The organism is Mycetocola sp. CAN_C7 (assembly GCF_015752285.1).
GTDB lineage: Bacteria > Actinomycetota > Actinomycetes > Actinomycetales > Microbacteriaceae > Mycetocola_A.
In genome coordinates this window covers 547,730-562,148 of sequence record NZ_JADOUY010000001.1, presented here as the reverse complement: position 1 = coordinate 562,148, position 14,419 = coordinate 547,730, and the positions used below count along the sequence as shown (strand labels likewise).

The following is a 14,419-nucleotide window of genomic DNA, read 5'->3' as shown; positions in this document are numbered from 1 at the left end:
GCGTTGTTAGGCGCGGACCGATTTGCGCTCGTAGATCGTCATCGACCAGACGTAGCCGATTATCGTGATCACGACACACCAGATCACCGCGAGCAGCGGATACGTTCCCAGGGGCGTGCCAACAAGCAGCCCGCGGATCGCCTCGATGAACGGGGTGAACGGCTGGTACTCCGCGAACCACTGCAGCCCGGCAGGCATCGAGTCCGTTGGAACGAACCCACTCCCGAGGAACGGCAGGAAGGTCAGGATGAGGGGCAGGTTGCTCGCCGTCTCGACCGTCTTGGATTGCATGCCCATTCCGACGCCGATCCAAGTGACCGCGAACGAGATGAACGTCACCAGGCCCGCAATGGCGAGCCAGTCGAGCAGGTTCGCCGTCGGACGGAATCCGATGGCGACGCCGACCCCGAGAACGAGGGCGACGGCGATAAGCGACTGGATCGTGATTCCGATGACATGACCGGCGAGGACGGATGCCCGTGAGATCGCCATCGATCGGAACCGGGCGGTGATGCCTTCGGTCATGTCCATCGACACCGTGATGGCGGTGCCACTGGCGGTCCCGGCAATCGTGATCAGCAGGATGCCCGGCATCACATACGCCACATAGGCTTCGCGTCCTCCTGCGGGGTCGACGCCGGGGAGTCCGGCGCCGAGGGTGCCGCCGAAGACGAGCACGAACAGCAGCAGGATCACGACGGGGCCGAGGATGGTGAACACTGACAGACCCGGATAGCGGATCATGTGCAGCAGGTTGCGACGCAGCATGGTGACCGAATCGGCCACGAGGTGCGACGGTGGACGGGTGCTCCTCGCGGGAGGGGCGGCGGTGGTCGTCATGACACCGTTCCTTTCGTGTCGGCGGGAACGGCGGCATCCTTCTTGCCTGTCAGGGCGAAGAACACGTCGTCGAGGTCTGGGGTGTGGATGCTGAGGTCATCGACGTCGAGATGGGCGGCGTCGAGGCGGTCGAGCACGGTGCGCAGTGTGGCCACTCCGCCGCCGCTCGGCACCAGGAGTGCGAGCCCGGCGTCGTCCCTGTCAGAGCCATCGATCAGGCGGGATGCGGCGTCGAGAGAAACGGCATCCGCGAACCGCAATTGGATGTGCCCGCCGGGGACGAGTCGTTTGAGTTCTTCTGGCGACCCGGCAGCGACGATGCGCCCGCCGTCGAGCACCGCGATGCGGTCGGCGAGTTCATCTGCTTCGGTGAGGTACTGGGTGGTGAGCAGCACGGTGGTTCCGTCGGCGACGAGCCTCCGCACGATGTCCCACATGGTGTGACGACTGCGCGGATCGAGGCCGGCGGTCGGCTCGTCCAGGAAGATCACACTCGGTGTGTCGACGAGCGTCATCGCCAGGTCGAGGCGGCGTCGCATCCCGCCGGAGTAGGTGGCGAGGGGTTTGCGGGCCGCTTCGACAAGGTCGAACTGATCGAGAAGTTCGGCGACCCGGGTCTTCGAACGCTTCGGTCCGAGATGGCGCAGTCGAGCCATCAGGCGCAGATTCTCCTCACCGGTGAGCAGGCCGTCAACCGCCGAGAACTGGCCGGTGAGACCGATGGCGGAGCGGACCCCGTTCGGCTCGCGGGTGACATCGAATCCGTTCACGGATGCGGTGCCGCCATCGAGCCTCACGAGGGTGCTCAGGATGTGAACGATGGTGGTCTTGCCGGCGCCATTCGGGCCGAGCAGGGCGGTGACGGTGCCGGCCTCGACGGTGAAATCGACGCCGTCGAGCACGACCTTGTCCTTGTAGGACTTCTGAAGCCCGCGGACGTCGATTGCTGAACGAGTCATGACGTGTTCCTTTCTGAAGATCCCGGGGTCAGTGCGCTCGGGTGATGGTGACGTTGCCGAACTGGGTACGAGCGCGGACGGCAACGGTCTGTTCCGATGGAACCGGGGCTGCCTCGCCGTCGAGCTCGTTGCGCACGCGCCCCTCCTTCGAGGCGAGGTCGAGCCAGGCCGGGATGCCGGGGCGCACTCCGATCGCGATCTGGCCGAAACCGCTGTCGACCTCGATGGAACCGCCTGAGACCTCTCTCAGCTCGATGGCACCGTATGCCGTCTTTGCTGTCACTGAGCCGAGCGCTCGACGGATCTCGAGGTCCCCGTACGAGAGCTTTGCCTCGAGGTCCCCGCCCGACTCCTCGATGCGGATGTTGCCGTGCGCCGACTTGAGAATCGCGTCGCGGGTGACCGTGCCGAGCCGGATCTGCCCATGGTCTGCTGTGATCTCGACACCGCCGTCCACCGTGCCGACCGTCGCGTTGCCGTGCGACGCGCGCAACCAGAGGTCGCCGGTGGCATCGAGGTCGACGGCGCCGGTCGACGCCTTGATGCGGGTGGCACCCAAGCGGCCGACGGTGCGGACGTTTCCGACAGAGATCTCAGCGGTGAGCCGCGACCCGGTCGGGAGCTCGACTCGCACATCAACCGACTCGGTCGGGCCGATCCAGCTGAGCCGGGGCTTCGGGCCGGTGACGGTGAGTCGCTGGCCGTCGAATTCGACCGACGTCTGCTCAGCTCCCCGACGGTCGACCGGCTTGTCCGGGTTGGTGGGAGAGACGGTGACGACGGTATCGCCCCGGTCGGAGGCGACGATCTCGATCTCACCCACCGGAAGATTGATGGCGAGGTCGATCGGGGTGGGAGTAGTGAATGTGGGCATGCTGACGCTTCCCTTTCTCTGGGCGTGTTCGGTCAGCCCCTGCTGGTTGCGGGGCGAAAGTCTGGAGCTCTCTGGGCTTAGCGCGCCCACCCGGCGAAGTTGTCACCGGTGCGCAGCGTGCGTTGAGCCGTTCGTCGTTGTTTGGGTTGAAGGGCGGTCGCGATGGCGCGGACCAGCCAGGTGTTGACGGACAAGCCGTCAGCCGCTGCCGCTTCGTCGACGCGAGACTTGAGGGCGTCAGGAAGGCGGAGCGTCGTGCGCGAGGTGCTGGTGTCGTCGAGGTCGACGGGTGCGACGGTGCGTTCGTCGGATTCCGGATCGGTGCTCGGCTGGACGACGACGAACTCGACTTCGCGTCCGCGAAGACGCAGGTCGACCGAGCCGGGCGCGAGGTCCCGGGTGATTTCGCCGGCTGCGGCCGACAGGGCGTCGAGCAGTACGAGCCGTGTCGCAGCGTCCAACCCGGCGGCAAGTCTCTCGGCAACAGCGCGAGTGTCGCTTGTGCCGTTTTCTGCCGCGTCAACGAGCTGTCGTGAAAGTTCGCTGACGTACTGTCCCAATTCCATGTCACCAGAGTGACACCACAATGGTGTCATGTCAAGCAGCATGTGGTGTCATCTCGGAATCGGTGGTTCAGGGAGGTTGTGCCGCGGTCGGGAGGCCGGGAGTCTGGAGTCATCCATTCATTTCCGAACAGGAGCGATGACCATGTCGAAAAAGTTGACCAAGAAGAAGCTGACCTGGAGTGAGATGAGCACGGGCAGGAAGGTCGCGGTTATCGTCGTCGGGACCGTGCAGTTCGCCCTTGCCGCTGTCGCGTGGAAGGATCTCGCCGACCGCCCGGCAGATCAGGTCAACGGCCCGAAAGGATTGTGGACGGCCGTCATCGCGGTGAACTGGATCGGTCCGATCGCCTATTTCGTGAAGGGCCGCAAGACCGACTAGCACGCATGCGATGTGCCGTTTCAGCAAATTGACTTGCGAATGTGATCGACCGCGCTGATGATTGACGGGGCGCGGTGATGGTCGACGCGCCACGATCGACGGAGGCGGGATGGCGCTGGAATTCGACAGGGATTTTTGGGACGAGCACTGGGGCGAGGCGGGTGCCACGGTTCGATCAAGCGAACCGAGCCCGCATCTTCTTCGTGAGGTCGGAGATCTGACCCCCGGTTTTGCCCTCGACGCGGGCTGCGGAGAGGGGGCTGAAGCGATATGGCTCGCCGACCGGGGCTGGACTGTGACCGCCGCCGATATTTCACGAGCTGCCCTGTCCCGTGCGGCCGACCGCGCTACGCGGGCCGGGGCGGCATCCGACCGTATCGATTGGACGGAGTGCGATCTCGGAATCTGGTCGCCTGGGCGACAATTCGATCTCGTGACAACCCACTACGCGCACCTCCCGACGTCGCAACTCGCCTTTTACGAGCGAATCTCCGAGTGGGTCGCCCCCGGGGGCACTCTCCTCATCGTCGGGCACCTACAGTCATCCGGCACCGCGGAGCACGGGCACAGGCACGGACACGGCGGCCATCCGCCGGCGGAGGCGACGGTTACGGCTGAGAGTGTCACAGCCCTGCTCGCCCCTGACCGCTGGCGGATCGAGACCGCCGCGGAGCCAGTCCGTGAGATCACCACCGACGATGGGACTCACGCCACAATCGGCGACGTCGTCGTGCGCGCCACCCGCCTACGCTGACCGTGGACAGAAGTCCTGACGTCGGCTCGACTCCAGATTGCCGGGTCAGAGCCCCAGCAGCAGGCTCACGGCCAGCGCGATCATCACGGCAGCGATCACGCCGTCAAGGATGCGCCACGCCGCCGGCTTCGCAAACAGCGGCCTCAAGAGCCGGGAGCCGAAGCCAAGCGCACTGAACCAGGCCACGCTTCCGAGGATGGCGCCGAGCGCGAACCACCACTGGCGCTCGCCGTATGTCGCGCCGATCGACCCGAGCAGCACGACGGTATCGAGGTAGACGTGCGGATTGAGCCAGGTCAGGGCCAGAGCGGTCAGCACGGCTGTGCGCAGCGGGATGGGAGCGCCGCCGGGGTTCGCATCGAGCGTGCCGGGGCGGGCGGCACGGATCGCCGAACGGATGCCGTACCAGGTCAGAAAAGCCGCTCCGGCGATGCGCACGACAGTGAGGAGCCAGCTCGCCTGTTCGATCAGTGCGCCGAGGCCCCAGACCCCGAGCGCGATGAGGAGAGCGTCGGAGAGTGCGCAGATCAGAACGAGAACGAGAACGTGCTCACGCCGGAGGCCCTGCCGCAGGACGAACGCATTCTGGGCGCCGATCGCGATGATGAGCGAGAGACCGAGGCCGAGACCGGCGAGAAGGGCGGGGAGCATTCGTTCACTGTATGGCGAATGGCTACCGGTGACCAGCTACATTTTCTGGGCATCCATTAGTTTGATTAACTATGGATCTCCTACAGTTGCAGGCACTCGTCGCGGCGGTGGACGGCGGCACCTTTGAGGCAGCGGCCCGGGTGCTCCACGTCACCCCGTCAGCCATCAGCCAGAGGATTCGGGCACTCGAGAACGCCGTCGGCGGAGTGCTCCTGCAGCGGAGCAAGCCGATCGCCCCGACGGCTGCCGGGAAGACCTATCTGCGACTGGCACGCCAGATCGCCGCTCTGACTGCTGAGGCGGACAGCGAAGCAGAGCGCGGGATCGATGGAACCTGGCCGAATGTCTCGCTCGCCGTCAACGGGGACTCGCTGGCGACATGGGCGATGCCTGCGCTGGCCTCCCTCGCGAACGAGATCACCTTCGACATCCACCGTGAAGACCAGGATCACTCCGCTCAGCTCTTGCGCGACGGCACGGTGATGGCGGCGATCACGACCGAGGCCCGCCCGGTGCAGGGATGCACGTCGGCTCCGCTCGGCGTCATGACTTACCGACCGATGGCGACGCCGCTCTTTGTCGCGCGGTGGTTCTCCAGCGGGGTCGATGTACGAAGTCTGGCTCATGCCCCCGTTGTGGTCTTCGACGAGAAAGACGACATCCAACATCGGTTCCTGCGCGGAATCTCACGGGGGATTCTCGCTCCGCCGCAACATTTCGTCCCGGTCTCGGCCGACTTCGCCGAGGCCGTCCGCCTCGGTTTCGGCTGGGCGATGCTGCCCGATCAGCAATCAGGGAAACTCGTCGAGAATGGTGAACTCGTCGAGCTGGATGCCGGCGAACCCGTGATGGTGAGTCTCCACTGGCAGCAGTGGGCTCTGCGGATGAGCGCGTTGGATCGGGTGGCGGATGCCATGGCGACCGCGGCTGCGAGGACGCTCTCCCGGCGGTGACGGCGCGCAGTGGGAGCGATAGGTTCAGACGTGTCGCAAGGCACCGATCGAGAGGGCATCATGCAACTGGACGTAGACGACATCGACCAGGCGGTGACGACGGGAGCCGTTCCCGGCGCCCAGCACATCGACGAGATCCTCGACGCGGCATACGAACACACCTCGAAGCATCACGGCGGGGAGGTCGCTGACTACATCCCGGCGCTTGCCGACGCCGATCCTGACGCCTTCGGACTCTGTGTCGTCGACGTCGAGGGCGGTCTGCATGAGGTCGGTGACACCCGCGTGCTGTTCTCCATCCAGTCGATATCGAAGGCCTTCGTCTACGCGCTCGTGAGCGAGCGAGTCGGGCACGAAAAGGTGCTCGACGTGATCGGGGTGAACAGCACGGGACTCGCCTTCGACTCGGTGGTGGCGATCGAGCTCAACGACGGGCATCCGATGAACCCGATGGTGAACGCCGGTGCCCTCGCCACCACGGCGCTGATGCCCGGGAACACTGCCGATGACCAGTGGGAAGCCATCCACTCCGGGCTGTCCCGGTTCGCCGGGCGTCACCTCGACATCGACGACGAGGTCCTGGCATCCGAGGTGAAATCGAACTCCAGGAACAGCGCGATCGCCCAACTGCTACACAGCTACGGTCGGATCGAGCACGATCCGCTCGAGGTCGTCGACATCTACACGCGGCAGTGCGCCCTGGCGATCGACGCCCGTGATCTTGCGGTGATGGCTGCGACGCTGGCGAACGGCGGCGTCAACCCGGTAACCGGCGTCGAGGTGGTGTCAGCTGCTGTCTGTCGCGACACCCTGGCGGTGCTCGCGGCCAGCGGGCTGTACGAGGCGACCGGGGAGTGGCTGTTCGAGATCGGGCTGCCAGGCAAGTCCGGGGTGTCAGGCGGAATCGTCACCGTCGCTCCTGGGAAAGTTGGGATCGGCTCATTGTCGCCACGCCTCGACTCCACCGGGAACAGCGTGCGAGGTCAGATCGCGACGGCATACCTGTCGCGGGCCCTCGGGCTCAACATCTTCGCGTCCGAATCTCACTTCCGGTCGAAGGTTGCAGGGATCGGCGAGGATCAGGCCGGCTGAAAGGTCAGTTCACTGCTTTCGTGACAAGGTCGGCGAGAGTCTTCTCGACGGTGGGAGTGAGTTTGGTGAGGGCGAACGATGTCGCCCACATCGCGCCGTCGTCGAGCTGGGCAGGGTCGTTGAACCCGAACGTCGCGTAACGCGCGTCGAACTTCTCTGCGGCCTGGAAAAAGCAGACGACCTGTCCGTCCCTTGCGTACGCGGGCATCCCGTACCAGGTCTTCGGCATGAGCCCGGGAGCGTTGGCTGTGACGATGGCGTGCACCCCTTCTGCGAGGGCTCGATCGGAGCCCGACATCTCAGCGACCTTCGCGAGCAGGTCGGCTTCGCCCTTCTCGCGTGCCTTGGCGTCACGCTCGCCCTGGCGTGCCTCGGACCTGAGCTCCCTGGCTCGCTCCTTCATGGCATCGCGTTCTGCATCGGAGAATCCGTCGGAGTTCCTGCTCGTTGTGCTCGAGTTTGTGGCGTTCACTGCCGTGTCCTTCCTGTCGCTGGCGGGGATGAGTCCCATCGTACGGAGCAGCGGCCAGCTGGGCTTCTCAAAAACTGATCGATGCATCCGATGCATCCGATGCATCCGATGCGCTCCGTGGCCGCCTCGGATAACCTGCGACCATGCAGGTCGTTCTCGGCGAAATCCTTCCGCTCGGTGTCGCCGTGGCGCTGAGCCCACTCCCGATCATCGCCGTCCTTCTTCTCCTGGTCGCACCGGTCGGTGTGCGGGGTGCCCTGCTGTTTCTCGCCGCTCGAGCCGTGACCCTGTGCGCGCTCGTCGTCATCTTTGCACTGGCATCCGATCTCGCCGATGATGCCGCCGGCTCCGCGACGCCTGCGGCGATCCTCCGCATCGTCGTCGGTTCAGCACTGCTGGTGGGCGCCGTCATGAAGTGGCGCACGCGCCCGCGAGGCGCGGACGAGCCGAAACTGCCCGGGTGGATGCGATCGGTCGACAACGCAGGCCCGGCGCATGCTGTCCGACTTGGATTTCTCCTGACGGCCGCGAACGTCAAGGAGATCGCGTTCGCAGCCGGTATCGGCTTCACGATCGGAGGTGCGTTCCTCCCATGGGGGCAGATCGCGATCGCCGTCGCCGTGTTCGTCGTTCTTGCCTGCCTGAGCATCGCCATCCCTGTGGCCGCTGCCCTGGTCGGAGGGGATCGCGTCAGGCCGGCGCTCGCCGAGATGCGTAACTGGCTCGTGCGCAACAATGCGATCGTCGTCGCGATCGTGCTCCTCGTGCTCGGCGCCATGCTCGTCGGCAGTGGGATCACGGAGCTCTGATCATCGACCTCTCACACTGACGCCACGCGACGGGTGCTGCAGTTCCTCGCCGGTGCTGCAGTTGCAACTGCAGCATTGGAATGGAAGTGCAGCACTCGCGCGGTCAGCAGCTACGGAACGATGTGCCCCGCCGCACGGAACAGTTCGTACCACTCGGGCTTGGTGAGCGGCAGTTCCGAGCCGAGTGCCGCTGCAGCGACGCGCTCAGGGCTCGTCGTGCCGAGAACGACCTGCATCTGAGCCGGGTGGCGGGTGATCCAGGCCGTGGCGATAGCGATCGCGGGAACGTCGTATTTCGCGGCGAGCCGGTCGAGGACGGCATTGAGCTCCGGGTACTTCTCGTTTCCGAGGAAGACGCCGGTGAAGAAGCCAGCCTGGAACGGTGACCAGGCCTGCACGGTGATGTCGTTGAGGCGGCAGTAGTCGACGATGCCGCCGCCGTCGAGGGTCACGGACTGCTGCTCGGCGAGCATGTTGGCGGCGACGCCCTGCGTGACGATCGGTGCGTGGGTGATCGAGAGCTGCAGCTGGTTGGCCACGATGGGCTGCGTCACGGAACGCTTGAGCAGGTCGATCTGCCTCGGTGTGTGGTTCGAGACGCCGAAGGACGTCACCTTCCCTGCGCTTTCGAGTTCGTCGAACGCGCGGGCGACCTCGTCGGGCTCGACGAGTGCGTCGGGGCGGTGGAGGAGCAGGATGTCGATGCGATCGGTCTGAAGGGCGTCGAGCGATCCGTTCACCGATTCGGTGATGTGCTCGTACGAGAAGTCGAAGTACGGCCCATCGCCGACGATGCCCGCCTTGGTCTGGATGGTGACGGCGTCGCGCTCAGACGAGGTGAGCTGCATCGCCTCGGCGAATCGACGCTCGCAACCGTGCAGGTCGTTGCCGTAGACATCCGCGTGGTCGAGAAAGTCGATCCCGGCGTCGCGAGCGGTGTGCACGAGTTCGCGGACCTCGTCGTCCGTCTTGTCGGCAATGCGCATCATTCCGAGGATGACGTTCGGCGCGACGATGTCGGTGTTCGGCAGGGTAAAAGTCTTCACAATGTTCCTTTCGAGGAAACGATGCCTCCGCTTCGGTGCGGTGCATGCCCACCCAAGCACTCCCCGCCGGCGAAGTCCACTTCAGGCCGGATCGACCGTGTGGTGCCGGCCGAGGGGGAGCATCAGCGGCTTGCCGGACGTCGGGTCGACGATGACCCGGCTGTCGAGTCCGAAGACGGCTCGGATGTTGTCTTCGGTCAGCACTGCGGCAGCGTCGCCGACGGCGTGCACGCGCCGGGATGCCAGGGCGATGAGGTGATCGGCGTAGCGCGCAGCCAGGTTGAGGTCGTGCAGCACCATCACGATTGTCGTGCCGTGCCGGCGGTTGAGGTCGGTGAGCAGGTCGAGTACTTCGATCTGGTGGCTCACGTCGAGGAACGTCGTCGGTTCGTCGAGCAGGAGCAGGTCGGTCTCCTGCGCAAGTGCCATCGCAATCCAGACGCGTTGGCGCTGGCCGCCAGACAGTTCGTCGACGGCACGGTCGGCCAGTGAGACGGTGTCCGTCGCCTCGAGGGCGGATGCCACGGCCACGTCGTCCGCGGTGCTCCACCGCGCGAACATGCCCTGGTGGGGGTGGCGGCCCCGGCCGACGAGGTCAGCGACAGTGATGCCTTCTGGAGCGATCGGCGACTGGGGAAGGAGGCCGAGCGTCCGCGCCAGCTGTTTCGCCGGCATCCGGTGGACGGCTGTGCCGTCGAGGAGGACGCGACCGGCGCGAGGGGCGAGCAGGCGCGACATCGACCGGAGCAGTGTCGATTTGCCGCAGGCGTTGGCCCCGACGATCGCGGTGACCCGGCCGGGCGGAATGACGACATCGAGGTTTTCGATGACGGAGTGGTCACCGTAGCCGAGGGTGAGGTTCTCGATGAGAAGGGAATGGTCAGCGGTCATAGTGAGCCTCCCGCGCGATTGGTGCGGATGATCAGGTAGATGAGGAACGGGGCGCCGAGCACACCGGTGACGATGCCGACCGGGAATCGGGAGCCCAGCAGGTACTGGCCGCAGAAGTCGGCGACGAGCACAAGAAGGGCCCCGACGAGCCCGGCCGGAACGAGCAGGGAGCCGTTCGGGCCGACGATCCGTGCGGCGATCGGGCCGGCGAGAAAGGCGACGAAGGCGATCGGGCCGGCAGCGGCGGTCGCGAAAGCGATGAGCCCGACGGCCGAGACGATGACGATGAGGCGGGTGCGGCCGACCCGCACACCGAGAGCGGATGCCGTGTCGTCGCCCAGCTGCGTCATCGACAGGTTGCGCGACTGGCCGAGGAGAACGGGGGCGAGAACCACGATCGCAACGAGCACGGGGAGGACCTGGTTCCAGCCGGTGCCGTTGAGGCTTCCGGTGAGCCAGCGTTCCGCCGCTTGCAGATCCCAGTCGGCGGCCTGTGACAACACGTATGCGGTGACACTGTTGAGCATCGCGGCGATGCCGATCCCGATGAGGATGAGCCGTGTGCCGACGACCCCGCCCTTGAACGACAGGCCGTAGATGACCAGCGCGACAGCGAGGCCGACGACGATGGCGAACGCAGACACTGCTGTTTCGTTGAGGGAAAGAGTCACGATGGCGAAGGCCGCCGCCGCGCTGGCGCCTGAGGTGATGCCGATGATGTCCGGGCTGGCGAGCGGGTTGCGCAGCATCGTCTGGAACGTGACGCCACCGAGTCCGAAGCACAGGCCGGCGAGGATGGCGAGCGTGGCCCGAGGCAGGCGCAGGCGGCCGACCGTGAAAGTCGCCCCTGGCACCTGGTCGCCGAGGATCACCGCAAGAACATCCGATGGCGGATAGAACGTCTGGCCGATCATCAGGCTCAGCGCGAAGACGAGCACGATCAGGAGAGCGAGCACGGCGATCACCCGGGATCGGCGGATCGCGCGACGTCGCCGGCCGGAGGCGACGGCATCCGCCGTGATCAGGGTCCGGGTCGTCACAGGGCGCGCACCTTCTGCCGGCGAACGATGTAAATGAAGAACGGCGCACCGATCAGCGCTGTGAGAATGCCGACATCGATCTCCTCGGGCCGTGCGATGACCCGGCCGAGCACGTCTGCCCCGGTGAGCAGGGCAGCGCCGAGCACCGCGGAGAACGGCAACAGCCAGCGATGATCGGTGCCGATGAGCAGGCGGCAGGCGTGGGGGACGACGAGTCCGACGAAGGCGATCGGCCCGGTGACGGCGGTCGCGGCGCCACACAGGATGACGGCGCCCAGGGCGGCGACGCCGCGGACGAGGGCGACACGCTCACCGAGACCGGCAGCGAGGTCGTCGCCGAGGGCAAGCGAGTTGAGGCTTCGTGCAGACAACAGGCAGAGCACGAAGCCGACGAGGAGGAAGGGTGCGACGTGCCTGAGGCTCTCGTCGGTGCCACCGCCGACGCCGCCGATCTGCCACGACAGGGCGCTGCCGGCGATGTCGTTGCGCCCGAGCACTACCGCGCTGACGAAGCTCGCCAGGGCTGCGGCGGTTGCCGCTCCCGCGAGGGCGAGCTTGAGTGGCGTTGCTCCTCCCCGGCCCAGTGAGCCGACCGCGTAGACGAAGGCAGCGGTGACCCCTGCTCCGGCGATGGCGACCCAGATGAAACCCGTCGCCGTCGAGAGCCCGAAATAAGCGATGCCCGAAACCACCGCGAGCGATGCTCCGGTGTTGATCCCGAGGATGCCCGGGTCGGCGAGCGGGTTGCGCGTCACGCCCTGCAACACGGCACCCGAGACGGCGAGGGCCGCTCCGGCGGCGACGGCAAGAAGCGTGCGTGGGATGCGCTTGGCCACGGCGGCCCGGTCGAATCCGTCGATGGAGCCGCCGAGCGCCGCGAGAACGTCCGACACGTCGACGTTGCGTGATCCGACGACGACGGATGCCGCGCACAGCGCGAGAAGGACGACGACGAGACCGACCAGCCAGGCACTCCGAAGACGCCTCGGGCGCCGCACAAGTGCGACGCCCGAGACGGCGGCTGGCTGGACGGAGGTCACTCGACCGCGATCACGCCGCGGCGTCTGCCGCTGTGGCGAGCAACTCGAGGTAGTCGTCGAGGACCCAGGAGATCGACAGTGGTGTGGGGTTCGCGGCGGTGCCTAGCGGGCTGGTGCCCGGGAGCAGAACGATCGAGCCGTTCTTCACTGCAGGGATCTGTGACAGCAACGGGTCACCCTCGAGGGTGGTGACGAGTTCTTCGTCGCCATAGGTGACGATGATGTCGACGTCGCTGAAGGCATCCGCCTGTTCCGCGCTCTGGGTGAGCGAGAACTTGTCTGTCGCGGCCGAAGCATCTGCGATGCTCGCCGGGAATGACAGTCCGATGTCTTCGAAGAACATGGCCCGGGTGTCGTGGGTCGTGTAGAAGCTGACCTGGCTGAGGTCGGAGGCGTCGACGTGGGTGAGGAACATCGCGGTCTTGCCCTCGAGCTGCGGGTACTCGGCTGCGGTGTCGGTGACCTCCTGCTCGAGAGCGGTGATCAGGGCCTCGCCCTCGTCGCCCATGCCCATCGCCTCACTGTTGAGCGAGATCATGTCGCGCCAGGATGTTCCCCACGCGGTCTCGGGGTACGCGACGACGGGAGCGATCTCGCTGAGAGTGTCGTAGTCCTCCTGTGTGAGGCCCGAGTATGCGGCGAGGATCACATCGGGTTCGGTGTCTGCGACGGCCTCGAAGTCGATGCCGTCGCTCTCGTCGAAGAGCACCGGCGTCTCGGCGTCCAGTTCGTCGAGCTTCTCGGCGACCCAGGGAAGCACGCCGTCGCCGTCGTCGTCACCGAAGTTCGCTGCAGCCATACCCACCGGGACGACACCGAGCGCGAGCGGGACCTCGTGGTTGGCCCAGTTCACCGTTGCCACCCGTTCAGGCTGCTCGGTGATCTCGGTCGTGCCCAGGGCGTGTTCGATGGTGATCGGGGTGAAGTCGCCATTCCCTGCTGCAGGTTCATCCGCGGCAGGGGTGGAGCAGGCGGCGAGGCCGACGGTGAGCAACGCGGCCGCTGTGAGGGCGGCGGAGCGGGACAGGCGGGACATAGGGTCCTTTCGAGTGGGGTGAGCGGAAGAAACGGCAAGCGTCAGTTTTCGGAGCGACCGTCGCGCCAGTAGCCCATGAAGGCGACCTGGCTTCGGTCAATTCCCACCTCACGCACGAGGTGGCGGCGCAGTCCGGTGATCACGCCGGCCTCGCCGGCGAGCCAGGCGTAGAGCCCGCCGTGAGGATGTACGGGTTCGTCTGCGGGGACGTCCCAGAGCACGTCGTCGGTCCCCGGGTCGGCCAGACCCGTGTCATCGGGGCCGTCGCCGGTCGGGTCGGCGGAGTCGCCGACGGCATCCGTCGTTGGAGCGCTCGCCGATTCGGCCGCCCAGGCGCGAACCGCCGAGCTGAGGCGCTCGCCGAGGGGAGCGCCGTCGCGCGGGAGCCAGGTCAGCATCACACTCGACGCCGTCTGCACAGGAAGGGCATCGTCGGAGTGCGGCACCTCGATGAAGGCCTGGCCGCGGATGCCCGCCGGCAGCGATTCGAGGATCGCGCAGATCGCGGGGAGAGCGGTTTCGTCGCCGGCGAGCAGCACGACCCTGGCCTCGCCCGGCTTCCACTCGATTCCACCTCGCTGCTCGGACCGGCCGTCGGGTCCGACGATCACGATCTCGTCGCCGGGCGATGCTGTGGAGGCCCACGCCGATGCCGGCCCGCCATCGCCGTGGAGCACGAAGTCGATATCGACCTCACCGACGGCCGGCCGCGGGTTCCTGACCGTGTAGGTGCGCATCGGGTTCCGAAGCGCGTCCGGCAGGGTGCGCCACCGTCCGTACCATTCCGTGACGGGGGCGGGCGGGCTGTCGAGCAGTCCGATGTCGGTGAAGCCGATGCCGTCGATCGGGAAGAGGACCTTGATGCGCTGGTCGAGACCGTCGTCGGCAATGTGCTGAAGGTCATCACCCGAGAACGTGGCCCGCAGCAGGCTCGGGCTGAGTCGGTGGGCGCGGGTGACGCGGACGCGGAACGCGCGCTGGGGCTGGATGGAAATGTCGGCTCCTCGGAACTAAGGG

Annotated in this window: 17 protein-coding genes; 5 read left to right on the top strand and 12 right to left on the bottom strand. The window is 66.4% G+C overall.

What is annotated here, in order from left to right; genetic code table 11:
• Positions 1-6: 6 nt before the first annotated feature.
• The 4 genes from IWX78_RS02685 to IWX78_RS02670 all read right to left on the bottom strand — a co-directional run bounded on the left by IWX78_RS02685 (position 7) and on the right by IWX78_RS02670 (position 3,239).
• Positions 7-840: an ABC transporter permease gene (locus tag IWX78_RS02685; RefSeq protein WP_196831830.1), complete on the bottom strand. Its 834-nt coding sequence runs from the start codon at positions 838-840 to the stop codon at positions 7-9.
• A complete protein-coding gene (locus IWX78_RS02680) occupies positions 837-1,799 on the bottom strand; it encodes an ATP-binding cassette domain-containing protein (RefSeq protein WP_196831829.1) in 963 nt (320 codons plus the stop codon). The genes IWX78_RS02685 and IWX78_RS02680 overlap by 4 nt, the downstream gene beginning before the upstream one ends.
• Before the next feature lie 28 nt (positions 1,800-1,827).
• Positions 1,828-2,673 (bottom strand): DUF4097 family beta strand repeat-containing protein, encoded by an 846-nt coding sequence (locus IWX78_RS02675; protein ID WP_196831828.1) that lies wholly within the window; start codon positions 2,671-2,673, stop codon positions 1,828-1,830.
• 77 nt (positions 2,674-2,750) lie between these two features.
• Complete coding sequence (locus IWX78_RS02670; RefSeq protein ID WP_196831827.1) at positions 2,751-3,239, bottom strand: toxin-antitoxin system HicB family antitoxin; 489 nt, start codon at positions 3,237-3,239, stop codon at positions 2,751-2,753.
• Between the two features lie 142 nt (positions 3,240-3,381).
• Here IWX78_RS02670 and IWX78_RS02665 point away from each other — a divergent pair, with 142 nt between their 5' ends.
• Positions 3,382-3,618 carry a PLDc N-terminal domain-containing protein gene (locus IWX78_RS02665; RefSeq protein ID WP_196831826.1) on the top strand — a complete coding sequence of 79 codons (237 nt, stop codon included), beginning with the start codon at positions 3,382-3,384 and terminating at the stop codon, positions 3,616-3,618.
• Between the two features lie 109 nt (positions 3,619-3,727).
• A complete protein-coding gene (locus IWX78_RS02660) occupies positions 3,728-4,372 on the top strand; it encodes a class I SAM-dependent methyltransferase (protein WP_196831825.1) in 645 nt (214 codons plus the stop codon).
• 45 nt (positions 4,373-4,417) lie between these two features.
• Here IWX78_RS02660 and IWX78_RS02655 read toward each other — a convergent pair whose 3' ends face one another.
• Complete coding sequence (locus IWX78_RS02655) at positions 4,418-5,023, bottom strand: LysE/ArgO family amino acid transporter (RefSeq protein WP_196831824.1); 606 nt, start codon at positions 5,021-5,023, stop codon at positions 4,418-4,420.
• Positions 5,024-5,094: 71 nt separating this feature from the next.
• Between IWX78_RS02655 and IWX78_RS02650 the strand changes: the two genes are divergently transcribed.
• The gene (locus tag IWX78_RS02650) at positions 5,095-5,976 is read left to right on the top strand and encodes a LysR family transcriptional regulator ArgP (RefSeq protein WP_196831823.1); all 882 of its coding nucleotides are present in this window, start codon (positions 5,095-5,097) and stop codon (positions 5,974-5,976) included.
• Between the two features lie 60 nt (positions 5,977-6,036).
• Entirely contained in the window at positions 6,037-7,068 is a 1,032-nt protein-coding gene (glsA, locus tag IWX78_RS02645) for a glutaminase A (RefSeq protein WP_196831822.1), read from the top strand.
• A gap of 4 nt (positions 7,069-7,072) precedes the next feature.
• On the opposite strand, the gene IWX78_RS02640 is transcribed toward glsA, so the two are convergent.
• Entirely contained in the window at positions 7,073-7,627 is a 555-nt protein-coding gene (locus IWX78_RS02640) for an iron chaperone (protein WP_334684515.1), read from the bottom strand.
• 56 nt (positions 7,628-7,683) lie between these two features.
• On the opposite strand from IWX78_RS02640, the gene IWX78_RS02635 reads away from it, so the two are divergent.
• Positions 7,684-8,349 carry a GAP family protein gene (locus tag IWX78_RS02635; RefSeq protein ID WP_196831821.1) on the top strand — a complete coding sequence of 222 codons (666 nt, stop codon included), beginning with the start codon at positions 7,684-7,686 and terminating at the stop codon, positions 8,347-8,349.
• 110 nt (positions 8,350-8,459) lie between these two features.
• On the opposite strand, the gene IWX78_RS02630 is transcribed toward IWX78_RS02635, so the two are convergent.
• The 6 genes from IWX78_RS02630 to IWX78_RS02605 form a co-directional block, all read right to left on the bottom strand.
• On the bottom strand, positions 8,460-9,395 hold the full coding sequence (locus tag IWX78_RS02630) for an aldo/keto reductase (RefSeq protein ID WP_196831820.1): 936 nt from the start codon (positions 9,393-9,395) through the stop codon (positions 8,460-8,462).
• 81 nt (positions 9,396-9,476) lie between these two features.
• Positions 9,477-10,286 carry an ABC transporter ATP-binding protein gene (locus IWX78_RS02625; RefSeq protein ID WP_196831819.1) on the bottom strand — a complete coding sequence of 270 codons (810 nt, stop codon included), beginning with the start codon at positions 10,284-10,286 and terminating at the stop codon, positions 9,477-9,479.
• Complete coding sequence (locus IWX78_RS02620; RefSeq protein ID WP_196831818.1) at positions 10,283-11,326, bottom strand: FecCD family ABC transporter permease; 1,044 nt, start codon at positions 11,324-11,326, stop codon at positions 10,283-10,285. The genes IWX78_RS02625 and IWX78_RS02620 overlap by 4 nt, the downstream gene beginning before the upstream one ends.
• Positions 11,323-12,366, bottom strand: coding sequence for a FecCD family ABC transporter permease (locus IWX78_RS02615; protein WP_196831817.1), 1,044 nt, complete (start codon positions 12,364-12,366; stop codon positions 11,323-11,325). The genes IWX78_RS02620 and IWX78_RS02615 overlap by 4 nt, the downstream gene beginning before the upstream one ends.
• 10 nt (positions 12,367-12,376) lie before the next feature.
• Entirely contained in the window at positions 12,377-13,402 is a 1,026-nt protein-coding gene (locus IWX78_RS02610) for an iron-siderophore ABC transporter substrate-binding protein (protein WP_196831816.1), read from the bottom strand.
• Between the two features lie 41 nt (positions 13,403-13,443).
• Positions 13,444-14,391, bottom strand: a complete 948-nt coding sequence (locus IWX78_RS02605; protein WP_442929202.1) for a siderophore-interacting protein — start codon at positions 14,389-14,391, stop codon at positions 13,444-13,446.
• Between the last annotated feature and the right edge of the window lie 28 nt (positions 14,392-14,419).